The organism is Bacillus cereus group sp. MYBK108-1 (assembly GCF_051917185.1).
Lineage (GTDB): Bacteria > Bacillota > Bacilli > Bacillales > Bacillaceae_G > Bacillus_A > Bacillus_A cereus.
In genome coordinates this window covers 167,938-191,950 of record NZ_JBQAHZ010000003.1, presented here as the reverse complement: position 1 = coordinate 191,950, position 24,013 = coordinate 167,938, and the positions used below count along the sequence as shown (strand labels likewise).

Genomic DNA, 24,013 nt, shown 5'->3' with positions numbered 1-24,013 from the left:
TGGGGAAAAGGTGCAATGTTTGTAGTAGGCACCTTTTTTTACATGATTTGCAGACGGAAAATATATGTGGCAATTGCTATACCGAAGAATGCGATACTAAGCAATAGAAATAAGAATGACATTTCTTGGGGTGATTTTATTTTTTTAGTATTTTTCATACTAAGAGTAATAATTGCAGCGATTAAGAAAATGATGCCCATTATGAAAAGGGAAAGTGTCATTTTCATTGGCTCCTTTCATAAGACAAGTATATTGAGGATACAATGCAAGAGTTATGTTTGTAAAGAATAAGTTTTGCGAGAAAATTGAGAAATAGTTTTTCGATTCTTTGCGTTCTTTCTTTTGCGTGCTAAAATTGGTAGAGAATGTTTGTGAAAAAGAAACTAAAGGTTTTATTGTATATAAGGAGGAACTACATATGACAGAAGTTAAAACAATTACTACAGAAGAGGTACAAGAGCGTTTAGAAAATGGAGAAACGTTATTTTTAGTAGACGTAAGAGAAGATGAAGAAGTAGCGGCAGGAAAGATTCCAGAAGCTGTACATATTAAAATGGGCGATATCCCACATAAAGTAGATTTCTTTAATAAAGAGAATGAATATATCTTTATTTGTCGTTCAGGAATGCGCAGTGAAAATGTATGTCATTATTTAAATGAGCAAGGATTTAAAACAGTGAATATGGTTGGCGGTATGCTTCAATATGAAGGTGAAACGAAATAGTTAATAGTTAAAAACTTGAAACGAGTCTGTTTCAAGTTTTTTTCTTTTGCATACAGTATAAAAAGGAGGAGGGGTAAATGGGGATTAATTTGCGTAAAGTAAAAATTATGAATAATACAGGAGCTGTTAATGTCGGCGACTGTTATGATATCTCGCCTTTAGCTGTAGCAAAAGTATATGCAGGTGCTGGAGGGTCGAGTGCGGCTATTTTTTTAAATGGGAAAAGACAGCCAGAAGCAGTCATTAGAACATCAGTGTTTCTTCCGCCGTTAGCAACAAGTACACGTACATTAGGTTCATAGAGGAAAGGTAGAGTGTAATTATGCCTGCTCATATAAAAGAATTTGTTATTGTGAATAACACTGGGAATATATTTACTGGTGATAATTTGAGTGATACTTCATTTACTGCTTCGAAATCATATAGTGGTTCAATGGGGTGCACTTGGATTGATGTTGTTACAGTAATAGGGACGGAGACGAAGCTTTGTTTACAGCCAGGTGATTCGGTGACGACAACATATACAAGAGGCACTCCTGCTGGTACTGTAACAGGAACAAATATGGGGCAAAGTGTAAATACATCGGGTATAGCACAAGCTGTCCCTAATACAGATAATATGGATTCAATTGCAGGACTCCCTTAAGGAATTAAGGGAGTTTTTATTATTTAAAATAAAAATAGTCTTGGAAATTATTTTTGTAAATAGATTAAGAAGAGGCTTATTTATTATGAAAAAGACGGTTTGTAGGTGGTGAAAGTGTGAAGAATCGTGATAATAATCGGAAGCAAAATTCGTTAAGCTCTAATTTTAGAATTCCACCAGAACTTATTGGGCCTACTTTCCCACCTGTTCCAACTGGATTTACAGGTATAGGGATTACTGGTCCAACCGGTCCACAAGGCCCAACAGGACCTCAAGGACCAAGAGGATTACAAGGTCCGATGGGGGAGATGGGCCCGACAGGACCTCAAGGTGTGCAAGGGATACAAGGATCAGTTGGTCCAATAGGTGCAACTGGACCAGAAGGACAGCAGGGGTCACAAGGATTGAGAGGACCACAAGGAGAAACTGGAGCGACAGGACCGGGGGGTGTGCAAGGGCTACAAGGTCCGATTGGTCCAACGGGAGCGACTGGGGCACAAGGTATACAAGGGATACAGGGATTACAGGGGCCAATTGGAGCGACGGGACCTGAGGGATCTCAAGGAATTCAAGGCGTCCAAGGGTTACCGGGTGCAACTGGTCCACAAGGAATACAAGGAGCACAAGGGATACAAGGAACACCAGGACCGATTGGAAATACAGGTGCAACTGGAGCAACTGGTCAGGGGATAACAGGCCCGACTGGAATAACAGGTCCAACTGGAATAACTGGACCATCTGGAGGACCTCCTGGTCCGACGGGGCCGACTGGTGCGACAGGTCCAGGTGGTGGACCGAGTGGAAGTACAGGTGCGACTGGAGCAACGGGGAATACTGGGGCTACAGGAAGTACAGGTCCGACTGGAAGTACGGGAGCACAGGGCTTGCAAGGAATCCAAGGGATTCAAGGACCAATTGGGCCAACAGGTCCAGAAGGTTCGCAGGGTATTCAAGGTATTCCTGGTCCGACGGGAGTAACTGGTGAACAAGGAATACAAGGAGTTCAAGGTATTCAAGGGGCAACGGGAGCAACAGGAGATCAAGGTCCACAAGGTATACAGGGGGTTATAGGGCCACAAGGGGTAACAGGGGCCACAGGAGATCAAGGTCCACAAGGTATACAGGGAGTACCAGGGCCATCAGGAGAAACAGGGCCACAGGGAGTTCAAGGGATACAAGGTCCGATGGGTGATATAGGACCAACAGGTCCAGAAGGCCCAGAGGGACTGCAGGGCCCGCAAGGAATACAAGGTGTGCCAGGGCCAGTTGGAGCGACGGGTCCAGAGGGTCCACAGGGGATACAAGGCATTCAAGGACCGGTAGGAGCAACAGGCCCACAAGGCCCACAAGGAATTCAGGGAATACAAGGTGTGCAAGGGATAACGGGAGCAACAGGAGTACAAGGAGCAACTGGAATTCAAGGGATACAAGGGGAAATAGGAGCAACGGGTCCAGAGGGGCCACAAGGAGTGCAAGGTGCTCAAGGGGCGATTGGTCCAACCGGTCCGATGGGGCCACAAGGAGTGCAAGGAGTACAAGGAATTCAAGGAGCGACGGGTGCACAAGGAGTGCAAGGTCCACAAGGAATTCAAGGAATCCAAGGTCCGACGGGGGCAACAGGAGATATGGGAGCAACTGGGGCGACAGGGGAAGGCACTACAGGCCCAACAGGAGTAACTGGTCCAACAGGGGTAACAGGCCCGTCTGGAGGACCAGCAGGACCGACCGGCCCAACGGGGCCATCAGGTCCGGCGGGAGTAACTGGTCCATCTGGTGGACCACCTGGCCCGACAGGAGCAACCGGGGCGACAGGAGTAACAGGAGATACTGGGGCGACAGGCTCAACTGGAGTGACAGGAGCGACAGGAGAAACGGGAGCAACCGGAGTGACGGGTTTACAGGGTCCGCAAGGAATCCAAGGTGTGCAGGGAGAGATAGGTCCAACAGGGCCACAAGGTGTTCAAGGTCCCCAAGGAATTCAAGGAGTAACGGGGGCCACAGGAGATCAAGGTCCGCAAGGGATTCAAGGCCCACAAGGCGACATAGGTCCAACTGGCCCACAAGGAATTCAAGGCCCACAAGGTTCTCAAGGAATCCAAGGAGCGACAGGGGGAACAGGAGCACAAGGCCCACAGGGAATCCAAGGTCCGCAAGGTGACATAGGTCCGACTGGGTCACAAGGTCCAACTGGAATCCAAGGGATACAAGGAGAGATAGGTCCAACCGGCCCAGAAGGCCCAGAGGGACTGCAGGGCCCGCAAGGAATACAAGGTGTTCAAGGGCCAGTTGGAGCAACGGGTCCAGAGGGTCCTCAGGGAATACAAGGCATTCAAGGAGTGCAAGGAGCAACCGGCCCACAAGGTCCACAAGGAATACAGGGAATACAAGGTGTGCAAGGGATAACGGGAGCAACTGGAGCACAAGGAGCAACTGGAATTCAAGGGATACAAGGGGAAATAGGAGCAACCGGTCCAGAGGGGCCCCAAGGAGTGCAAGGAATACAAGGGGCGATTGGTCCAACAGGTCCGATGGGCGCACAAGGAGTGCAGGGAATACAAGGGATTCAAGGAGCAACAGGTGCACAAGGAGTGCAAGGACCACAAGGAATTCAAGGAGTGCAAGGTCCGACGGGAGCAACAGGAGATACGGGGGCAACCGGAGCGACGGGAGAAGGAACTACCGGTCCAACAGGAGTAACCGGTCCAACAGGGGTGACTGGCCCGTCAGGAGGACCAGCAGGACCGACCGGCCCAACGGGGCCATCAGGTCCGGCAGGAGTGACAGGTCCATCAGGTGGACCACCTGGCCCGACAGGAGCAACAGGTGCGACAGGAGTAACAGGAGATACCGGGGCGACAGGCTCAACTGGAGTGACAGGAGCAACAGGAGCAACGGGAGCAACCGGAGTGACGGGTTTACAGGGCCCGCAAGGAATCCAAGGTGTTCAAGGAGAGATAGGTCCAACCGGTCCACAGGGTATTCAAGGTCCCCAAGGAATCCAAGGAGTAACGGGGGCAACCGGAGCACAAGGTCCCCAAGGAATTCAAGGCCCACAAGGCGACATAGGTCCAACCGGCTCCCAAGGAATTCAAGGTCCACAAGGTCCTCAAGGAATCCAAGGAGCGACAGGGGCAACCGGGGCACAAGGCCCACAGGGAATCCAAGGTCCGCAAGGAGAGATAGGTCCGACCGGCCCACAAGGCCCACAAGGAATTCAAGGCCCGCAAGGAATTCAAGGTCCAACGGGAGCTACAGGAGCAACCGGAGCGACAGGTCCACAAGGGATTCAAGGTCCCCAAGGAATTCAAGGTCCACAAGGGATTCAAGGTCCCCAAGGAATTCAAGGCCCGCAAGGAATCCAAGGTCCAACGGGGGCTACAGGAGCAACCGGTTCACAAGGTCCAACTGGAGATACAGGTCCAACCGGCTCACAAGGAATCCAAGGTCCAACTGGTCCAACCGGAGCTGGAGCAACCGGAGCCACAGGAGCGACCGGGGTGACCGGAGTCAGTACAACTGCAACGTATGCGTTTGCGAATAATACATCAGGAAGTGTTATTTCTGTTTTGTTAGGTGGCACGAATATTCCGTTACCAAACAATCAAAATATTGGACCAGGAATAACCGTTAGTGGTGGAAATACTGTATTTACAGTTGCGAATGCAGGAAACTATTATATAGCCTATACAATTAATTTAACGGCAGGATTACTTGTAAGTTCTCGTATAACTGTAAATGGCAGTCCGCTTGCGGGAACGATAAACTCCCCGACAGTGGCTACTGGTTCATTTAGTGCAACAATAATCGCTAACTTGCCTGCTGGAGCCGCTGTTAGCTTACAGTTATTTGGAGTAGTTGCAGTAGCTACATTATCTACAGCAACGCCAGGGGCTACCCTAACTATTATTAGATTAAGTTAATAAGCAGAAAACCTTGAAACTTTTATGTTTCAAGGTTTTTTTATCTTTGTATTTGTAAGTAAACCTCGTTAACCAGGGGAGTGGATCCCCTCTAATTATTTAAAGTTTCACATTATTCTCTTGAGCAAAAACATCGCAGTTCGAAAATATATTATAATAGAATGAAAAGAAAGAAATTTGGCAGAAAGGGAGGGTGGCGATGCAGGAGATGGTTAAAGATTTTTTTGGACGCCCACTTCAAGATTTACGTATATCTGTCATTGATCGTTGCAATTTTAGATGTACATATTGTATGCCAGCGGAAATATTTGGGTCAGATTATGCTTTTTTGAAAGATGAGTTTTTACTAACTTTTGATGAAATTGAGCGTTTGGCAAAATTATTTGTTAACATTGGTGTACGAAAAATTAGAATTACTGGCGGTGAGCCACTACTTCGTAAAGATTTAACAAAACTTATTGCACGTCTTGTGAAAATTGATGGGCTAATAGATATAGGGTTAACGACAAATGCCGTACATTTAACGAAACAAGCGAAGGCATTAAAAGAAGCTGGATTACATAGAGTGAATGTTAGTTTAGATGCAATAGATGACGACATATTTAAGAATATTAATGGTCGAAATATTAATACGAAACCGGTAATTAAGGGAATTATAGCAGCTAAAGAGGCGGGGCTGGAAGTAAAGGTAAATATGGTTGTGAAAAAAGGGATGAACGATCATCAAGTACTTCCGATGGCTGCGTATTTTAAAGAGCAAGGAATCACGCTTCGGTTTATTGAGTTTATGGATGTTGGTAGTACAAATGGGTGGAATTTTGATCAAGTCGTTACAAAACGAGAATTGATTGAGATGATTCATAAGATGGATCCACTTGAGCCAGCTGAAGCGCATTACTTTGGTGAAGTTGCGAAGCGATATCGGTACGTTGGAACAAATGTTGAAGTTGGTTTTATTACATCTGTTTCTGAGTCATTTTGTGTCTCTTGTACGAGGGCGAGAATTTCGGCAGATGGAAAGTTTTATACGTGCTTATTTGCGACAGAGGGTTTGGATGTAAGAGAACTTCTTAGAGGAAATCTTTCGGATGAGGAGTTATTAAGTGTTATACAAGATGTATGGATGAATAGAAAAGATAGGTATTCGGATGAACGAACAGAAGAAAGTGCAAAAAATCGTCCGAAAATCGAAATGTCTTATATAGGAGGATAAGAAAGGGGGCTATCGCATGCAGGAGCGATATTCAAGACAAATATTATTTTCTGGTGTTGGAGAAGAAGGACAGAGAAAAATAAGAGAGAAGCATGTGCTTATTATTGGTGCTGGTGCTCTCGGTGCGGCAAATGCAGAAGCGATTGTTAGAGCAGGTGTTGGAAAAGTAACGATTGCTGACCGTGATTATGTAGAATGGAGTAATTTACAAAGACAACAACTATATACAGAAGAAGATGCAAAGCAGTATAAACCGAAGGCGATAGCGGCTGCAGAACATTTAAAAGCGATTAATTCTGAGGTGGAAATAAATCCGGTTGTGACGGATGTAACGGTGCAAGAAATGGAAGAATTAGTGAATGATGTAGATTTAATATTAGATGCGACAGATAATTTTGAAACGCGTCTTCTTATTAATGATATTTCACAAAAGTATAATATTCCGTGGATATATGGTGGGTGTGTCGGAAGCTACGGAGTAACGTATACAATTTTACCAGGGAAAACACCGTGTTTTCGCTGTTTAATGGAGCATCCAGCGAGCGGTGCAACATGTGACACAGCTGGTATTATACAACCGGCAGTACAATTAGTAGTTGCGCATCAAATTACGGAAGCGCTGAAAATATTAGTAGAAGACTTTGGTGCGCTTCGTGAAACGATGTTATCGTTTGATCTTTGGAATAATCAACAGATGGCATTTAAAGTGAATAGGCAGAAAAAAGATACTTGTTTATCTTGCGGAAGGTTACGTACATATCCGAGTTTAACATTTGAAGGACAAACGAAAACAGAAGTGTTATGTGGGCGGAATACAGTACAAATTCGCCCGGGTGTGCGGAAGAATTTTAATTTAGAAGAAATTAAAAAACGCTTACAAAGAAGCGTAGAGATAAAGGCGACACCTTATTTATTATCATTTCCGGTAGAAGAATATCGTTTTGTTTTATTTACAGATGGCAGGGCGTTCATTCATGGGACGAATGATATGAATGTAGCGAAAAGTTTATATGCAAGATATATAGGTTGAACCTAAAGGAAACCCTTTAGGCTCAACGGAGAGAGGATTATGAATTTCTCATATAATCTCCACTTTTTCCACCTGTTTTTTCAAGTAAGTACGTTTCGCCGATAATCATACCTTTATCGACAGCTTTACACATATCATACACAGTAAGAGCGGTAGCGGAAGCAGCTGTTAAAGCTTCCATTTCAACACCGGTGCTACCTTCTGTTTTAACTTTTACTTCAATGAGTAAACGATATTGTTCTTCTGATTGTTTCCAATCGAAAGAAACGTCAACACCTTTTAATAATAAAGGGTGGCACATTGGGATAATATCAGAAGTACGTTTCGCGGCCATAATGCCTGCGATTTGCGCAACTGCTAATACGTCACCTTTCCCAATTTCATTGTGAGAGATTTTATCGTAAATTTCTTTCGTAACGACAATGCTAGAGCACGCAATTGCTGTTCGAACGGTTGCTTTTTTGTCGCTTATATCAACCATTTTTGCGCGTCCTTGGTCATTGAAATGTGTAAATGAAGACATGGAATTCCTCCTTGAAGTAATTTCTATTGAATATATAAAGTTTAATCGAGATAAAAAAAATTGCAAATATGAGGTGAGAAACGATGGTAGAAAAACGAATTCCAATTCAAGTTGCTGAGGCAGTAGAACGGGTAATGAAATATGCGAAGCATGGTGAAGTAGAAGAAATTTCTATTACGGAAAGTTACGGGAGAATTCTCGGGGAAGATGTTGTCTCAGATCATGACGTTCCTCATTTTGATCGTTCCCCTTACGATGGTTTCGCCATTCGAGCAGAAGATACGAAAGAAGCAACTCGAGAGAATCCAGTTGAATTTGAAGTAATAGGAGAAATCGGGGCGGGTTCCGTTTTTTTAGAGGAAGTAGGAGCTTTTGAAGCAATTCGTATTATGACAGGAGCAGCTATTCCAGAAGATTGCAATGCAGTCGTAATGCTAGAGCTGACAGAAGGGTTTGAGAAGAACGGGAAAACATATATGAAGTTAAAACGTCCTTTTAATAACGGTGACAATGTGTCGTTTAAAGGAGAAGATATAAAACAAAATCAAGTTCTCGTTAAGAAAGGTGTTGCAATTAATCCAGGTGTTGCGGCCTTACTAGCAACGTTTGGATATAGCACGGTGAAAGTTGTAAAACAGCCTGTTGTCGGTATTGTAACGACAGGAAGTGAATTATTAGAAGTACATGAGCCGTTAGAACCGGGGAAAATTAGAAATAGTAACTCGTATATGATCGCAGCTCAAATTATGAAAGCTGGCGGGAAAGTTCGTTATTATGGTCAACTCGCGGATGAGTTAGATGCATGTTTTACAGCTGTTCAATCAGCGATGGATGAGGTCGACATTTTAATTACAACAGGCGGTGTATCAGTAGGAGATTATGACTACTTACCAGCTATTTATGAAAGATTACAGGCAAATGTACTCTTTAATAAGATAGCCATGAGGCCCGGAAGTGTAACGACAGTAGCTGAAGTTGATGGAAAGTTACTCTTTGGTTTATCAGGAAATCCGTCTGCTTGTTATGTAGGCTTTGAATTATTTGTGCATCCAATTATAAAAACGTATTTGTATGCGAAGGAACCTCACGTATATAGAGCGGATGCTATTTTACAAAAAGATTTTCCGAAGCCAAATCCATTTACTCGTTTCGTAAGAGCGAACGTAACAATTGTGGATGGGGCGTTACAAGCGATGCCGGTTGGTTTAGATAAATCGAGTGCGGTATCTTCACTTGCAGATGCGAATGCTTTTATCGTGTTACCCGGAGGAACGAGAGGATTTGAGACCGGAATGAAAGTATCCGTATTATTGTTAGAGCACTCTGAGGGATGTGAGTGGCCATGGGCGAAGCCTCTTCAATCTTACAAATAGTAGGGTATCAAAATAGCGGAAAAACGACACTTGTAGAGAAAATTGTGCATGCATTAGCCGAAAGCGAAATGAAAGTTGCTACAATTAAACATCACGGGCACGGAGGTTTTCCAGAAGTAGCGCAAAAAGATAGCGAAAGACACCGTAAAGCTGGTGCTGTCGTAAGTAGTGTAGAAGGTGCTGGATTACTTTCACTTTCTTCACTAAGAAAGAAATGGTCCTTGCAAGAAATTATTCGCTTATATGAGTTTTTTAAAGTGGATACAATTTTAATAGAGGGCTATAAAAAAGAGAACTACCCGAAAGTAGTGTTACTTCGTTCTGCGGAAGATGCTGAGCTTTTACATAAAGTAGAAAATATAGTGGCGGTTATTACGTGGTATGATGTCCCAGTAAATATACGAGAAGAATATAAAGTATTTCATATAACAGAAGAAGAGTTGTACATAGACTGGTTTTTACAAACGGTTAGGAGTGCGAAATGACAAATACATATTATGAAGTAATTGATACAGAAATCTCGATTGAAGAGGTAACGAAGAAAGTAATTCGACGTGAATGCGGTGCTGTTACAACATTTATTGGAACGGTTAGAGAGTTTACGAAAGGGCGTCGTACATTATACTTAGAATATGTCGCTTATAAAACGATGGCAGAAAAGATGCTAGAGAAAATCGGATTAGAAGTGAAAGAGAAATGGCCAGGTACACACGTTGCGATTACACATCGCATCGGTACGTTGCAAATTTCTGATATAGCGGTTGTTGTTGCTGTTTCAACACCACACCGTAAAGCGGCTTATGAAGCGAACGAATATATTATGGAACGCATAAAACAAATTGTTCCGATTTGGAAAAAGGAGTTTTGGGAAGATGGTGACTCATGGATTGGTGATCAATTAGAAAAAACACCATATCCGGCGGGAGAGCCTGGGAAGGAGCTATAAGTATGATTCGAGTATTGTTATTTGCGCACTTGCAAGAAGAAGCAGGGACAAGTGAATTACAAATAGAGAAAGAAAATATTACGGTTGCACAGTTAAAAGATGTTGTTGCGAACGAATATAATGTACCAGTTTCAGAGCCAATTATGGTTGCGATTAATGAAGAATATGCAAATGAAGATGACAGGGTCCAATCTGGTGATGTTGTTGCACTAATCCCACCAGTGAGCGGTGGTTAATATTGGATTCATTAAAACGACTTTCCTATATAGGGAAAGTCGTTTTTTTATGGCAGTTTTGAGAACACTAATCTATAGAACAAGGAGGGAATTATGAAAAAAATATGTGTAGTTATGACAATGCTATGTGCGTCTTTTTTCTCTTCTCCAAGTGATTCTTTCGCGAAAGAATCAAGAGAACAGCTTTTAGAGAGTGCATTATCAAATAGGTACTATTCAGTTATTAGACAAGTGACAGAAGATCAATATGAATGTGCTTCAGTTATAAATATAAAGCGTCTCGGCAAGAAAGATGAATTTGTTCCTAGGTATGAAGTGAAGCTACAATTTCTTACATTTCAAGGAGCGCATAATCCCCCGAACGATAAAGTTACGCTTACTTTGGAAGACCATTTAGATCACGTAAAGATAAAGAAAGTGGAGCGAGAAAAGAATGTTTCTGACGCTATTGCAGAAAAAGTTTGTGAACGGGAAAAAGAAAAAATAAAAGCTCACTCTAATGACTTAGAGTGATAACCTATGCATTTAGTAAAGAAAGGTAATGAGTGATGGATATATTTTTAGCGATTTTACCAGCTATATTTTGGGGAAGTATTGTGCTATTTAACGTAAAACTGGGCGGGGGACCGTATAGTCAAACGCTCGGAACAACGTTTGGAGCACTTATTTTCTCAATTGTTGTTTATATTTTTATGAAGCCAGTATTAACACCTACCGTTATCGGAGTTGGAGTTGTGTCAGGTTTATTTTGGGCGCTTGGTCAGGCAAATCAATTGAAAAGTATTGATTTAATGGGTGTTTCGAGGACGATGCCAATTTCAACAGGACTTCAATTAGTCGCGACGACTTTATTTGGCGTTATCGTATTTCATGAATGGTCCACGACAATATCGGTCGTCCTTGGGATTTTAGCGCTCGTTTGTATTATTATCGGTGTTATTTTAACATCGCTTCAAAGTGAAGAAGAAAAGAATGCAGAGCAAGCAGCAAACTTTAAAAGAGGTATCGTAATTTTATTAATTTCAACAGTCGGCTATTTAGTTTACGTAGTAGTGATTAGGTTATTTAACGTAGATGGTTGGTCGGCTTTGTTGCCACAAGCAGTTGGTATGGTGTTAGGCGGGATTTTGCTTACCTTTAAACATCATCCATTTAATAAATATGCAATTCGAAATATTATTCCAGGATTAATTTGGGCAGCTGGAAATATGTTTTTATTCATTTCGCAGCCGCGTGTTGGAGTCGCAACAAGTTTCTCGCTATCGCAAATGGGAATTATTATTTCCACGCTTGGTGGAATCCTTATATTAGGTGAAAAGAAAACGAAACGTCAATTAACGGGTATCGTTGTCGGTATCGTTTTTATTATCGCAGCCGGAATTATGTTAGGTATAGCCAAAAGTTAAAGGAGGTATGGAAATGTATAGTGATTTAGCAGGGAAAGTTGTCGTTATTACAGGATCAGCAACTGGTCTCGGAAGAGCGATGGGAGTGAGGTTTGCTAAGGAAAAAGCGAAAGTGGTTATTAATTATCGCTCACGAGAATCAGAAGCGAATGATGTGTTAGAAGAAATTAAAAAAGTAGGCGGCGAAGCGATTGCTGTAAAAGGTGATGTAACCGTCGAATCAGATGTTGTGAATCTCATTCAATCTGCTGTGAAAGAGTTTGGTACGCTTGACGTTATGATTAATAATGCAGGGATAGAAAACGCGGTACCGTCGCATGAAATGCCGCTTGAAGATTGGAATAGGGTAATTAATACAAATTTAACAGGTGCTTTTTTAGGAAGTCGTGAAGCGATTAAATATTTTGTAGAACATGATATTAAAGGGTCTGTCATTAATATGTCTAGTGTTCATGAGAAAATTCCGTGGCCACTATTTGTACACTATGCAGCAAGTAAGGGTGGCATTAAACTGATGACAGAAACGTTAGCGTTAGAATATGCGCCAAAAGGTATTCGAGTAAACAATATTGGACCAGGTGCAATTAATACGCCGATCAATGCAGAAAAGTTTGCTAATCCTAAAAAACGGGCTGACGTAGAAAGTATGATACCGATGGGCTATATTGGAAAACCTGAAGAAATCGCAGCAGTAGCAACTTGGCTCGCTTCTTCAGAGGCGAGTTACGTAACGGGCATTACGCTATTTGCAGATGGTGGAATGACGTTATATCCATCGTTTCAAGCTGGGCGTGGGTAATAGAAAAGGACAAAGAGTTCATCTCTTTGTCCTTTTTTTACAAAAAAAAAAATAGCGTTCGGCTATTTTAAATTTAATGATTAATTGTATCTTGAAGAAATTCTGTTGCTTGATGTTCAGTAACATTTTGTACGAGCGCGACTTCGCTAATCATCATTTTTCGTGCATTATCTAGCATTTGTTTTTCGCTCGCATTTAATGTTCTCTCTTTATTGCGGCGAAGTAAATCCCGAACAACTTCTGCGCTATCTTGTAAATTGCCATTTTTCATTTTTTCCATATTCATTGTATATCTTTGTTTCCATGAGAGTGATGTGTCTGACTCCCCGTTTTGAAATTCAAGAAGTATATCATCTAACGTACCTCGATCAACGATATAACGAATACCTGATTTTTTTAATTGATCCATCGGAAGCATTACTTGCATATCTTTACTAATGATGCGTATCACACAATATTGACGTGAAGTACCTAATATTTCTTTCTCTTCAATTGCTTCAATGATTCCTGCACCGTGCATTGGATAAACGATTTTATCACCAATTTGAAACAAATCATCCACCTCCATATGTGGTAACCACTTTTAATGATAGCATACGTATATAAAAATGTCAAATTTTATATAATAACATAATATTTACATTAGAGTCAATAAGGTAAAGTGCTTTTTTTGTATTTTTTTCGGGTTTTATTTATAGTGATTTTTTTAGAAAAATAGTACAGGTGGAGAAAGGAGGCATATCCACTTATTTTTAAGCATAAAATGTAAAATCGCTAATACAATATACCTAAATCCGTTCTTTGCAAAGGAGGGAGAGAAGGTGGGACGCACAATAAAAATTGATATTACAAATAAAGTGGTAGCTAAATTTAGACCAGATTATTTGGAATTATATACGAGTAAATTTATGATAGGTAAGTTTTATGTCTATACTGAAGGTAAACAATATGTGTTAGAAGACGGATATATATATGAAGAGGGAAAGTTTTATCGCATCATAGATACGCACCGTGGCAATAATCAAGCGGCGGAGGGCTGCGATCTAGGATGGTGTTAACATGATTCGTGTAAAAGTGTTTGATGAAAGTCACGAAAAAGACTTAGAAGACGCTGTAAATGTTTTTTTGAAAAAGATTGATGATAGTAACTTTGTAGACATTAAGTATCAAGTTGGTGTTTCTATTAACGACGATGAAAACCAAATTTATTGTTTTTCAGCAATGATCGTTTATAAAGCATAAAAAAGAGCTGGCTCACCCAGCTCTTTTTTATGTTTTATGTTGGGACAACATGTGTCGGTAATACGTTCATAATAGATTGGGTTGTGCCTAATTTCTTTGTCGTTAAAAGAGGCTCCCCTGTTTCATGGTTTTGGGCATCTTTACACATACCAAGGTGATAACGATCACCTAAAAATGGATCAATATAAAAACCGTTTTTGAATACTTTATCATTTGGATGTTTTTCATGGTGAATATCAGAGCAGTTAATGCAATAGAACATAGCGTTCAACCCCTTTTTATTTTGTTTGAAAAAAGTGAGTCGGTAGTCATTTCGCTCCTAAGGAAATGTTGAGGAGAAGAGAAATAACTACCTACTCAAATGGTGGGCATATTCCTTCTGATTTGTCATATCTCGCGTATTGTCCCTTGAGGGAAGGAGGAGAGACGAAGTACGCATGATATAAGTAAGGCGCTTCTTTCAAGATGAATGATGGAGTTTCATGTTGAGAGAAGTTTTTATTTTGTATTGCCTTTGTGAGTATATTATGAGGAAATGCTCAGAGGGTGTTTGTCCTGTTGAAAAAATGTTGAGAATTTCTCAACAGTAAAAAAGAGTTAGCGTTGACATGAAACTAAAAGGTGTTATATTATACAAATGAAACCAAAAGGTGTTATATTTGAGTGCCGAGTAAAGGAGAATGAAAATGGAACAACAAAATACATTAAATGATATTAAACAAACAATCGTTTTTAACGCGTCTATTCAAAAGGTATGGAGTGTAGTATCAACTGCAGAAGGGATTGCGTCATGGTTTATGCCAAATGATTTTGTATTAGAGGTAGGGCATGAATTTCATGTGCAATCACCATTTGGGCCATCACCATGTAAAGTGTTAGAAATTGATGAGCCAAACCATTTATCTTTCTCATGGGATACAGATGGCTGGGTTGTTTCATTTGATTTGAAAGACTTAGGAGATAACAAAACAGAATTTACGTTAATTCACGGCGGCTGGAAACATCCTGATGAAATTCTTCCGAAAGCAAATGCGAAGAGCTCTATTATTCGCGATAGAATGAGCGGTGGTTGGGTAGCGATTGTAAATGAAAAACTGAAAAAGGTTGTCGAAGGCTAAGTGTCCTCGTCAGCAGCGAAATATGATGTATTTCAAGCAATTGCTGATCCAACCCGCCGAGAAGTAATACGGTTATTAAGTGACAAAGAGTTACCGATTTCCAAAATAACGGATCATTTTCCGATGAGTCGTACTGCGGTTGTAAAGCACCTTCATATTCTTTCAGAAGCGAATTTAGTAAGTGGAAGAAAAAGCGGAAGAGAGAAGATATATCGTTTGCATCCAGAACCATTAGAAGAATTACAACAATGGCTCTCGTATTATGAACGTTTTTGGGATAATAAATTATCCATGCTGAAACATATTGTGGAGAATGAAGAATAAAAAGGATGACCAAAATGGTCATCCTTTTTATTGTTGCTCACTTGTTTGTGTAGCTGGCTTTAATAAGAGCCAAGCGATAATTAATGTAAATACTGCTAATACGAAAGTGCTCATATAAATGACGTGTACGCTTGATGCTAATGCAGATTGCGATTCGGTTACTACGTTTGCTGTAGTACCGCCATGTCCACCAGATACAAGATCAAGATTTTTAATACCACGTGCGTGAATCATCGTATTGAAGATTGTACCGAATATTGCAGCACCTAACGTTTGACTAAATGTATTAATAAATGTGTTTAAACCAACAGCTGTTCCGCGTGTATGAGCTGGTACGGCTGCTTGAATTGTTACCATGTAAATCGGTGTCACAAGCCCCATGCCTAAGCCGAATAATCCGACTGCTACATAAATAAGGAACGATGGTGAATTTGTTGATAGTGTAAATAATAAGAACGTAGCGACTGATAAAATGCTAGCTCCAAGTAAAATGATTTGTTTCGTTTTTAATTTGCCTACTAAGTTACCAGAGAAAATAGCGCCAAATGTCCACATAACAGGAATTGGCATTAAAATAAGTCCAGCTTCTGTAGCGTTTTTCCCTAATACACCTTGGCTCCAAATTGGAAGGTACATTGTAATACTAATAATCATTGCGCCAGCAATAAGAGTTAATATATTTATCGTAGATAATGTACGGTTAGAGAAAAGTGCTAGCGGAATTAATGGTTCCGGAGATTTCTTCTCGATGAATAAGAAAATAATAAATGAAATAGCGGCAAAGATTAATAGGCCGATAATTGTCATGTCTCCCCAGTTTTGCTTACTGCTACCTGTTAATAATGCATATAGTAGAGCGATTGTACTTAATGAGAAGACTGTTGCACCAAGATAATCGATATGATGCTTAGCAGGTTTAATAGATTCTTTGTAGTAAATTGCAATCATTAAGCAAGCGATAATTCCGAATGGAACGTTTAGGAAGAAAATATAACGCCAAGAAAGGGAATCAACTAAAAATCCACCTACTAACGGTCCGATAACACCGGATACACCCCAAACGGCACTCATCCAACCTTGTGCTTTCGCGCGGTCTTTCGCTTCGCTATATAAGTCTCCAATAATCGTCATTGTGATTGGCATAACAGCACCAGCACCGATACCTTGAAGCGCGCGGAAGAAGATTAATTGTTCCATCGATGTAACGACTCCGCAAAGTGCAGAACCGACTAAAAAGATTGTAGCTCCGATCAGTAAAACTTTTTTACGGCCAAATAAATCAGCGAGCTTTCCGTATATTGGAGTCGAAACAGCTGTTGCAAGCATATAAATTGCATATACCCAACTAACAAGTTCGACGCCTGACAAATCACTCGTTATACGAGGGATTGCTGTACTAACAATCGTTCCTTCTACCGCAGAAAGAAACGTCATTAACATTAAAGACATCATGACTTTTTTTCTCATTTGTTTTCCCCTTACCCTTTTTTAAATATTCAACAATATAAAATATAAAGGTACTAAGGTATATAAAGCAACAAAAAAGCAATGGGAAGTTAAGTGGAGCCTATATTTGTCGTTTCTTGTCGGTAAGTCGATATATTTGGGAAATCGCCGATATAAGTTGCAGAATCGCTGATATATTTGTGGAATCGCTCATATAATTTCATGTACCTATAAAAAAAGAAACAGGAATCCCTGTTTCTTTTTTTAATATTGCATTTTCGCGTTTTCTCCAGCTGTCGTTCCGGCAATTCTACCAGTAACGAGAGCAGATGTAATATTATAGCCACCAGTATAACCATGAATATCAAGAACTTCTCCGCAGAAATATAAGCCGTTCGTAAATTTAGAAGACATTTCTTTCGGGTTAATTTCTTTCACGGATACACCGCCGCCAGTAACGAATGCTTTTTCAATTGACTGCGTACCATTTACATTCACAGTAAACTCTTTAAAGTCTTTCACAAGTGCACGAATCTTTTCGTGAGAAACTTGTCCAGCTTGTTCGCTACCGTCAATTTCATTTTTTTCTAATAAGAATAGGAAGTAACGTTCAGGGACATAACCTTTTAAAACGTTTTTAATTCCTTTTTTCGGATCTTCTTTCATTTGTTTCAGCATGCGTTGGAATAGTTGCTCACTATTTTCCTCTGGCAATGCATCAATACTCATTTGTATTGTATTCGTTTTAAACTTTTTCAGTGCTTTCACGACGAATTGACTACAGCGAAGAGCAGCAGGTCCAGATAGGCCGAAATGAGTGAAGAGCATGTCCATTTTGTGAGAAATGATAGCCTTTCCTTTCGGGTTTAATACGCTTAAGTTTATATCACGTAAAGCAAGGCCTTGTAATGAGCGGTCACGTATAAACGGCTCGTTTGAAAGGATAGGTACTTCTGTTGGGAATAATTCTGTAATTGTATGGCCCGCTTTTTCAGCCCAAGCATATCCGTCTCCAGTAGATCCAGTTTGAGGAACTGATTTTCCGCCAACAGCGATAACGACGTGATTTGTTTCTAACACTTCGCCTGTTTGCAGTATAACTGCTTTCGTTTGACCATTTTCATATTCAATCGTTTCAACAGGCGTATTTGTACGGATTTTTACACCTAAGTTTTTTAATCGTGTTAAAAGTGCGTCTACAACAGATTGCGCTTTGTTTGACACAGGGAACATGCGACCGTGGTCTTCTTCTTTCAATTTAACACCGAGATTTTCGAAGAATGTAATAATATCTTCATTATTAAAAATAGAAAAAGCGCTGTATAAGAAGCGACCGTTTCCTGGTATATGTTTAACAATTTCATCAAGTGGTAGACGGTTCGTTACGTTACAGCGTCCGCCACCAGAAATTGCAAGTTTACGCCCAAGTTTATTTCCTTTATCAAGAAGTAAGACATTTGCGCCTTCTTCTGCAGCACCAATTGCAGCCATTAGCCCAGAAGGACCGCCGCCGATGACAATAACATCATAATGCATAATATATCGACCTCATTTTCTACATTTCCTGCCTAAAAGAATAGCATGTTTTCCCTTAAAAGAAAAATAGAGTGAAGTACTGCTTAATGAGAGAATTGTGGTACAATACAAAAGTTAGAGTTCAGCACTATCCTGCCATTTGTAGGCGATAAGACTAAAACCTCAAGATTTAGGAGAAGTAAATAGGGAGTCTGTTAGCCTGTAAATGCTCGAATGGTTCAACTAATAAGGAGTAGGAGAGAAGTCTCCAACTAATTATAGTTTCACTTTATGTAGATGTAGGAGGATTTTTGTATGTCCGATTCGAAATTTCTGCGCGGAACGCTTATTGTTACGCTAGGGACATTTTTAGTAAAGTTCTTAGGCATGATTTACGTCTTTCCGTTTCATGCATTAGTAGGAACAGAAGGCGGAACGCTCTATACATATGGATACATTCCATATACGATCTTTTTAAGTATCGCAACGGCAGGTGTGCCACTTGCTGTTTCAAAATTTGTTTCCAAATATAATGCGCTTGGCGATTATAAAACGAGCCGGAGAATGTTCCGCTCGGGAATGGTTATGATGATAGTAACAGGAGTTCTTTCGTTCCTAGTACTGTACATGACGGCGCCACTGTTTGCAGAAGCGATGCTTGGTAAACAAAGTATACACAATAATGTAGGAGAAGTTACGACGATCATTCGTCTTGTAAGTTTCGCACTTATTGTTGTACCAGCAGCGAGTTTAATTCGTGGTTATTTCCAAGGTCACCAGTCTATGGGACCAACTACCGTTTCACAAATTATTGAACAAATTATTCGTATCGTCTTTTTATTAGCTGGTAGTTTTATCGTTATTAAAGTACTTGGCGGTACAGTTGCAACAGCAGTTGGAGTAGCGACGTTTGCTGCGTTCGTTTCAGCGGTTGGAGCACTCGGTGTGTTAATTTGGTACTGGTTAAAACGTAAAAAATATTTGGATCAATATTTAATTGAACAAACTGTACCAGAATCAACAGTAAGTACTGTTCAATTGTTTAAAGAGTTATTCGCATATGCAATTCCTTACGTTGTAATTGGGTTAACAATTCCTTTATATCAACAAATTGATACATTGACATTTAACTCAATTATGCAGGCGATTGGTCAAGGTGATATCGCAGAGCGAGCTCTCGGTATTTTCACAATGTGGACGCATAAGTTAATTATGATTCCTGTATCACTTGCAACAGCGTTTAGTTTAACGCTTGTACCAGCAATCACAAAATCATTTACTGAAAAACAATACCGCTATTTGAAATTACAAATTACACAAACATTCCAGGCAAATATGTTTTTAACATTGCCAGCAGTTGTCGGTATTTCTTCACTTGCATATCCAATTTATACTGCGTTTTACGATTCAGATCCACTAGGTGGACAAGTATTAATGTGGTATGCACCAGTTGCGTTGTTATTCGCTTTATTTACAGTAACAGCAGCAATCCTGCAAGGTATTAACCAGCAGAAGCATGCGATTATTGCGCTTATAATGGGCGTTATTTTGAAATTTGTATGTAACGTAATCTTTATTCGTTATTTCGGTACAGTAGGAGCAATTCTAGCGACAGCAGTTGGTTTCTTAGCTTCTGTTTGGTACACAAATCAACAAATTAAAAAATACGCACACTATTCATTCGGTGTTGTATATAAAAGAACATTCCAAATTGCAGTACTGACACTTATAATGGTCGTTGCTGTAAAACTATCACAATGGATTCTATCCTTCATGATTTCGCCTGATGGCCGTATTGGTGCTCTTATAACAGTTGCGATTTGTGCAGGTATTGGCGGTCTTGTTTACGGATTGTTAGCAATTCGCACAGGAGTACTTGAAAGAGTATTTGGTGGAGAAGCATTAGATAAAATTCAACGTAAACTTGGTAGTAGATTTAAAATAAAGTTGAAATCAAGAGGGGCGTAATTACGTCCCCTTTTCTATGATAAATAAAGAAGGTGAAAAACGTGAGATTAGATAAATTATTAGCAAATATGGGATATGGAAGTAGAAAAGAAGTAAAGAAATTATTGAAAGATGGCGTTGTGAAAATTGATGGAACGCCAGTAAAAGATGCGAAAGTTCATGTAAATGTAGAAGAGCAAGAAGTTATGATTCATGGTGAAGTTGTGGAATACAAAGAATTTGTTTACTTAATGATGCATAAACCACAAGGTGTTATTTCAGCGACGGAAGATGATAATCATGAAACAGTAATAGATTTATTAGAATTAGAAGATGCAATCTTTGATCCGTTCCCAGTTGGACGACTTGATATCGATACGGAAGGCTTCTTATTGATAACAAATGATGGGAAGTTATCACATCAATTATTATCTCCGAAAAAGCATGTGCCGAAAAAATATTATGCACACGTTGCAGGAGTAGTAACAGAAGAGGATGTAAAAGAATTTGCTAAAGGTGTTATTTTAGACGATGGCTATGAAACAAAGCCAGGTGCACTTACAATATTGAAAAGCGATGATATTTCTGAAATTGAGCTTGTGATTACGGAAGGGAAATTCCATCAAGTGAAGCGTATGTTTGAAGCGGTAGGAAAAAAAGTAGTCTACCTAAAGAGAACAGAGATGGGTCCGTTAGTATTAGATGAAGAACTAGAACTTGGACAATACCGAGAGCTAACAGATGAAGAAGTAGAAATGTTAAAAACATATCAAGTAGATACTGAAAAGTAGTACCTTTATAGGCGCAGAAAAGACCCCTTTCTAATTATTAGAAAGGGGTATGTATTTATTTACCATACAATTATTTTTCGTTATGAGGTCATTCTCACTTTCTTTCCTGTTGTTGTCCACTTACCGCGGCAAGGGCTATACACGAGTTCATTAAACTGCAACACATTTAGATCACGTTGTATCGTTCGCGGTGTGATCCCGAACTCATCTACAAGGTCTTTCGTCGTTACCGTTCCGTTTTCATTGATGTACATATAAATTGATTTAATGCGTGTTAGCATACGAGTAGTTGTAGGTTTCAAGAGAAAACCACTCCTCTACTAGTTTTTTTGACCCCATTCAGGAAAGAAGGTCGTTACTACCATTGTACTCTACATGATAAAATTCATGCTTTAATCTACTTAAATTTTACAGAAATTTAACAAATATTCATATAGAAAAATATTGGTAGTTGACATTGTATATATGGTCAGTCAACTAACACATAAAATTCTACGTAAAACGCCAAATTCCTGCAAATTTTTTTGAAAAAACAAAAGAAAAACTAATAAGAAATATCTGAAATATTACAATTGTTCGGTATTTAGTTTTCGTGTATGGCATAAGAGATTTCTGTTTGTTATGATGAAAGAAACAATATAGTGAAGGATGGATGCGTGATGTCAGCGATTAATTGGACAGAAGAAGTTGCAAAACGAAAAGATGATTTAATTCGTGATACACAACAATTTTTACAAATTAAAAGTGTATGGGAAGAAGAATCTGCGAAAGAGGGCGCACCATTCGGTGAAGGTGTAGAAAAAGCTCTATCTTTCATGTTACATAAAGGAGAAGCTGAAGGTTTTGCTTCTAAAAATTTAGAAGGATATGCAGGTCATCTTGAAATGGGACAAGGAGAAGAATTAGTAGGTATTCTTTGTCACGTTGACGTTGTACCAGAAGGAGATGGCTGGACGACTCCCGCATATAGTGCGGATATTCGCGATGGAAAGATTTTTGCACGTGGTGCAATTGACGATAAAGGCCCAACGATGGCAGCATATTATGCAATGAAAATTGTGAAAGAATTAGGCTTACCTCTTTCAAAACGTGTTCGTATGATTATAGGAACAGATGAGGAAAGCAATTGGAAATGTGTAGATCACTACTTTAAAAATGAAGAAATGCCAACGATTGGTTTTGCACCGGATGCAGACTTTCCAATTATTAATGCAGAAAAAGGAATTTCTGATATACAAGTTGTGCAAAATGGTAGTGAAGAGAAAAAAGGTACATATGAACTTGTTTCATTTGATTCAGGGCGCCGTTTAAATATGGTTCCTGATTTTGCAGAAGCAGTTATCACAGGAGAAGATGTAAATGCACTTACAGTAGCATATGAAGAGTATTTACAAACTGCTAAAAAAATAGGGAAATCGACTATAGAAGGAAATACAGTGACGTTGCAAATAGAAGGAATTTCAGCGCACGGATCTACTCCTGAAAAAGGAGAAAATGCAGGTTTATTATTAGCAAACTTCTTAACTACAGTTTCACTTGATGGAAAAGCAACTGCATTTGCGACATTTGCAACAGAAACATTTACTGGTGATATTTTTGGTGAAAAAGCTACTATTGCTTACAAAGATGAAATTAGCGGTCCGTTAACAGTGAATGTCGGTCGCATTTCTTATACGAAAGAAAACGGTGGTAACTTAGGGCTAAACGTACGTTACCCAGTTACAACTAACTTTGAAGAAACAATTGTGAAGTTGAAAGAATATGTTGGTACGCATGGTTTTGAAGTGGCTGACTATTCTAATTCTCGCCCACATCACGTCGATAAAGATCACGTATTAATCCGTACGTTACAACGTGTGTATGAAGAACAAACAGGTGAAAAAGCAGAACTATTAGCAATCGGCGGCGGTACTTATGCTCGTTCATTAAAAGCTGGTGTGGCATTTGGCCCGCTATTCCCTGGAAAAGAAGAACTTGCGCATCAAAAAGATGAGTATATCGAAATTGAAGACTTATTGAAAGCAACAGCAATTTACGCGCAAGCAATTCATGAATTAGCGAAGTAATGGATATATAAATAATGTCCGCTCTCTATTTTGGAGAGCGGCTTCTTTTTACCTGAATGAGATAAGAAAGAAAAGCAACAATAGAAAAGAAGGAGAAGATGTACATGGAACTGCATTATTTTGTAGCAATTACGTTACCGAATCATATAAAAGAAATGCTGTCTAACTATAAAGAGGATATGCAAGAGGAATTACAATTTCGTTCATGGGTACATAAAGAAGACTATCATATTACCCTTTCATTTTTAGGGAGTGCAACCGGGGAACAATTAGAGGGAATAAAGAATGGATTAAAAACAATTGCAGAAACAAAAGAACTATTGTTCACATTACAAGGTTTTTCAACGTTTGGTAGGGAAGATCAGCCTCGTATTTTTTGGGCGAAGGTAAGTGAGAATCACGATTTGTTTCAGTTGCAAAAGCAAATACATGCCATTTGTGAAGAAAATGGATTTGCTCTAGAAACACGCCCATATCACCCGCATATTACCGTTGCTCGTAAATGGATAGGAGAAGAAAAGTTTCGTTTAGAAAGTATAAAAGAAGTGCCTGAAATATCATTTCAAGCAGATACAATTACTTTATACGAATCCCACGTGAAAGAAACCCCGAAGTATAAATCGATTGCTGAAATAAAATTACAAAAATAGAATGTTGAAAACGTTTTTTATGCAGGTGAATATACTATAGAGAAGAATGGAGTTACTGTATAGAGTCTTGTTGATAAGAAAAGCCTTATCATTTGCAG

The 24,013-nt window shown here is 39.8% G+C and carries 28 protein-coding genes; 21 read left to right on the top strand and 7 right to left on the bottom strand.

Translation table 11 applies throughout. From position 1 onward, the window contains the following. Positions 1 to 38: 38 nt before the first annotated feature. Positions 39 to 221: a hypothetical protein gene (locus tag ACTFSL_RS07365; RefSeq protein WP_000175905.1), complete on the bottom strand. Its 183-nt coding sequence runs from the start codon at positions 219 to 221 to the stop codon at positions 39 to 41. Positions 222 to 418: 197 nt separating this feature from the next. Between ACTFSL_RS07365 and ACTFSL_RS07360 the strand changes: the two genes are divergently transcribed. From ACTFSL_RS07360 to ACTFSL_RS07335, 6 genes are all read left to right on the top strand, one after another. After that, positions 419 to 724 (top strand): rhodanese-like domain-containing protein, encoded by a 306-nt coding sequence (locus tag ACTFSL_RS07360; protein WP_000141207.1) that lies wholly within the window; start codon positions 419 to 421, stop codon positions 722 to 724. A 77-nt stretch (positions 725 to 801) separates the two neighbouring features. Then, positions 802 to 1,026, top strand: coding sequence for a spore germination protein (locus ACTFSL_RS07355; protein WP_000512468.1), 225 nt, complete (start codon positions 802 to 804; stop codon positions 1,024 to 1,026). A 20-nt stretch (positions 1,027 to 1,046) separates the two neighbouring features. Next, positions 1,047 to 1,370: a hypothetical protein gene (locus ACTFSL_RS07350; protein ID WP_001110855.1), complete on the top strand. Its 324-nt coding sequence runs from the start codon at positions 1,047 to 1,049 to the stop codon at positions 1,368 to 1,370. 116 nt (positions 1,371 to 1,486) lie between these two features. Then, positions 1,487 to 5,290, top strand: coding sequence for a BclA-related collagen-like exosporium protein (locus ACTFSL_RS07345; protein ID WP_440041444.1), 3,804 nt, complete (start codon positions 1,487 to 1,489; stop codon positions 5,288 to 5,290). 199 nt (positions 5,291 to 5,489) lie between these two features. Beyond that, on the top strand, positions 5,490 to 6,503 hold the full coding sequence (gene moaA, locus ACTFSL_RS07340) for a GTP 3',8-cyclase MoaA (RefSeq protein WP_001157119.1): 1,014 nt from the start codon (positions 5,490 to 5,492) through the stop codon (positions 6,501 to 6,503). Positions 6,504 to 6,519: 16 nt separating this feature from the next. Then, the gene (locus ACTFSL_RS07335) at positions 6,520 to 7,533 is read left to right on the top strand and encodes a molybdopterin-synthase adenylyltransferase MoeB (RefSeq protein WP_001158098.1); all 1,014 of its coding nucleotides are present in this window, start codon (positions 6,520 to 6,522) and stop codon (positions 7,531 to 7,533) included. 37 nt (positions 7,534 to 7,570) lie between these two features. On the opposite strand, the gene moaC is transcribed toward ACTFSL_RS07335, so the two are convergent. Further along, positions 7,571 to 8,056, bottom strand: a complete 486-nt coding sequence (gene moaC, locus ACTFSL_RS07330) for a cyclic pyranopterin monophosphate synthase MoaC (protein ID WP_088338313.1) — start codon at positions 8,054 to 8,056, stop codon at positions 7,571 to 7,573. Between the two features lie 83 nt (positions 8,057 to 8,139). Between moaC and ACTFSL_RS07325 the strand changes: the two genes are divergently transcribed. The 7 genes from ACTFSL_RS07325 to ACTFSL_RS07295 all read left to right on the top strand — a co-directional run bounded on the left by ACTFSL_RS07325 (position 8,140) and on the right by ACTFSL_RS07295 (position 12,816). Beyond that, the gene (locus ACTFSL_RS07325; protein WP_088338314.1) at positions 8,140 to 9,429 is read left to right on the top strand and encodes a molybdopterin molybdotransferase MoeA; all 1,290 of its coding nucleotides are present in this window, start codon (positions 8,140 to 8,142) and stop codon (positions 9,427 to 9,429) included. Further along, positions 9,393 to 9,914, top strand: a complete 522-nt coding sequence (gene mobB / locus ACTFSL_RS07320; protein ID WP_135278031.1) for a molybdopterin-guanine dinucleotide biosynthesis protein B — start codon at positions 9,393 to 9,395, stop codon at positions 9,912 to 9,914. Before ACTFSL_RS07325 ends, mobB begins: the two co-directional genes overlap by 37 nt. Beyond that, positions 9,911 to 10,375: a molybdopterin synthase catalytic subunit MoaE gene (gene moaE / locus ACTFSL_RS07315; protein ID WP_000185942.1), complete on the top strand. Its 465-nt coding sequence runs from the start codon at positions 9,911 to 9,913 to the stop codon at positions 10,373 to 10,375. The genes mobB and moaE overlap by 4 nt, the downstream gene beginning before the upstream one ends. 2 nt (positions 10,376 to 10,377) lie before the next feature. Then, positions 10,378 to 10,611 (top strand): molybdopterin converting factor subunit 1, encoded by a 234-nt coding sequence (gene moaD, locus ACTFSL_RS07310; RefSeq protein WP_000621778.1) that lies wholly within the window; start codon positions 10,378 to 10,380, stop codon positions 10,609 to 10,611. A gap of 93 nt (positions 10,612 to 10,704) precedes the next feature. Beyond that, positions 10,705 to 11,124, top strand: coding sequence for a DUF3888 domain-containing protein (locus ACTFSL_RS07305; RefSeq protein WP_000717684.1), 420 nt, complete (start codon positions 10,705 to 10,707; stop codon positions 11,122 to 11,124). Positions 11,125 to 11,159: 35 nt separating this feature from the next. Further along, positions 11,160 to 12,017 (top strand): glucose uptake protein GlcU, encoded by an 858-nt coding sequence (gene glcU / locus ACTFSL_RS07300; protein ID WP_000350861.1) that lies wholly within the window; start codon positions 11,160 to 11,162, stop codon positions 12,015 to 12,017. A 13-nt stretch (positions 12,018 to 12,030) separates the two neighbouring features. Further along, entirely contained in the window at positions 12,031 to 12,816 is a 786-nt protein-coding gene (locus ACTFSL_RS07295) for a glucose 1-dehydrogenase (RefSeq protein ID WP_088338316.1), read from the top strand. A gap of 73 nt (positions 12,817 to 12,889) precedes the next feature. Here the strand turns inward: ACTFSL_RS07295 and ACTFSL_RS07290 are convergent, their stop codons facing one another. After that, positions 12,890 to 13,384 (bottom strand): CarD family transcriptional regulator, encoded by a 495-nt coding sequence (locus tag ACTFSL_RS07290; protein WP_080470820.1) that lies wholly within the window; start codon positions 13,382 to 13,384, stop codon positions 12,890 to 12,892. Positions 13,385 to 13,637: 253 nt separating this feature from the next. Here ACTFSL_RS07290 and ACTFSL_RS07285 point away from each other — a divergent pair, with 253 nt between their 5' ends. After that, positions 13,638 to 13,874, top strand: a complete 237-nt coding sequence (locus tag ACTFSL_RS07285; protein WP_000533801.1) for a DUF2553 family protein — start codon at positions 13,638 to 13,640, stop codon at positions 13,872 to 13,874. Between the two features lies 1 nt (position 13,875). Further along, complete coding sequence (locus ACTFSL_RS07280; protein WP_000621751.1) at positions 13,876 to 14,058, top strand: sporulation protein Cse60; 183 nt, start codon at positions 13,876 to 13,878, stop codon at positions 14,056 to 14,058. A 34-nt stretch (positions 14,059 to 14,092) separates the two neighbouring features. On the opposite strand, the gene ACTFSL_RS07275 is transcribed toward ACTFSL_RS07280, so the two are convergent. Then, positions 14,093 to 14,320: a DUF3973 domain-containing protein gene (locus ACTFSL_RS07275; protein WP_000498989.1), complete on the bottom strand. Its 228-nt coding sequence runs from the start codon at positions 14,318 to 14,320 to the stop codon at positions 14,093 to 14,095. A 424-nt stretch (positions 14,321 to 14,744) separates the two neighbouring features. Between ACTFSL_RS07275 and ACTFSL_RS07270 the strand changes: the two genes are divergently transcribed. Beyond that, complete coding sequence (locus tag ACTFSL_RS07270) at positions 14,745 to 15,176, top strand: SRPBCC family protein (RefSeq protein ID WP_000437765.1); 432 nt, start codon at positions 14,745 to 14,747, stop codon at positions 15,174 to 15,176. Further along, complete coding sequence (locus tag ACTFSL_RS07265) at positions 15,177 to 15,500, top strand: ArsR/SmtB family transcription factor (protein ID WP_000098837.1); 324 nt, start codon at positions 15,177 to 15,179, stop codon at positions 15,498 to 15,500. Positions 15,501 to 15,527: 27 nt separating this feature from the next. On the opposite strand, the gene ACTFSL_RS07260 is transcribed toward ACTFSL_RS07265, so the two are convergent. Together ACTFSL_RS07260 and ACTFSL_RS07255 are read right to left on the bottom strand one after the other, a co-directional pair. Beyond that, positions 15,528 to 16,967 carry an MDR family MFS transporter gene (locus tag ACTFSL_RS07260; protein ID WP_001228021.1) on the bottom strand — a complete coding sequence of 480 codons (1,440 nt, stop codon included), beginning with the start codon at positions 16,965 to 16,967 and terminating at the stop codon, positions 15,528 to 15,530. A 243-nt stretch (positions 16,968 to 17,210) separates the two neighbouring features. Continuing rightward, entirely contained in the window at positions 17,211 to 18,482 is a 1,272-nt protein-coding gene (locus ACTFSL_RS07255) for an NAD(P)/FAD-dependent oxidoreductase (protein WP_078400688.1), read from the bottom strand. A gap of 294 nt (positions 18,483 to 18,776) precedes the next feature. On the opposite strand from ACTFSL_RS07255, the gene ACTFSL_RS07250 reads away from it, so the two are divergent. Both ACTFSL_RS07250 and ACTFSL_RS07245 read left to right on the top strand, forming a co-directional pair. Next, complete coding sequence (locus ACTFSL_RS07250) at positions 18,777 to 20,429, top strand: putative polysaccharide biosynthesis protein (protein ID WP_001284028.1); 1,653 nt, start codon at positions 18,777 to 18,779, stop codon at positions 20,427 to 20,429. 41 nt (positions 20,430 to 20,470) lie between these two features. Then, positions 20,471 to 21,199 (top strand): pseudouridine synthase, encoded by a 729-nt coding sequence (locus tag ACTFSL_RS07245; RefSeq protein WP_001234947.1) that lies wholly within the window; start codon positions 20,471 to 20,473, stop codon positions 21,197 to 21,199. An 80-nt stretch (positions 21,200 to 21,279) separates the two neighbouring features. Here ACTFSL_RS07245 and ACTFSL_RS07240 read toward each other — a convergent pair whose 3' ends face one another. Then, positions 21,280 to 21,501: a DeoR family transcriptional regulator gene (locus tag ACTFSL_RS07240; RefSeq protein WP_000805512.1), complete on the bottom strand. Its 222-nt coding sequence runs from the start codon at positions 21,499 to 21,501 to the stop codon at positions 21,280 to 21,282. Positions 21,502 to 21,858: 357 nt separating this feature from the next. On the opposite strand from ACTFSL_RS07240, the gene pepV reads away from it, so the two are divergent. Continuing rightward, complete coding sequence (pepV, locus tag ACTFSL_RS07235; RefSeq protein WP_001274236.1) at positions 21,859 to 23,265, top strand: dipeptidase PepV; 1,407 nt, start codon at positions 21,859 to 21,861, stop codon at positions 23,263 to 23,265. A gap of 104 nt (positions 23,266 to 23,369) precedes the next feature. Beyond that, positions 23,370 to 23,915 (top strand): RNA 2',3'-cyclic phosphodiesterase, encoded by a 546-nt coding sequence (thpR, locus tag ACTFSL_RS07230; protein WP_088338317.1) that lies wholly within the window; start codon positions 23,370 to 23,372, stop codon positions 23,913 to 23,915. Positions 23,916 to 24,013: the final 98 nt, after the last annotated feature.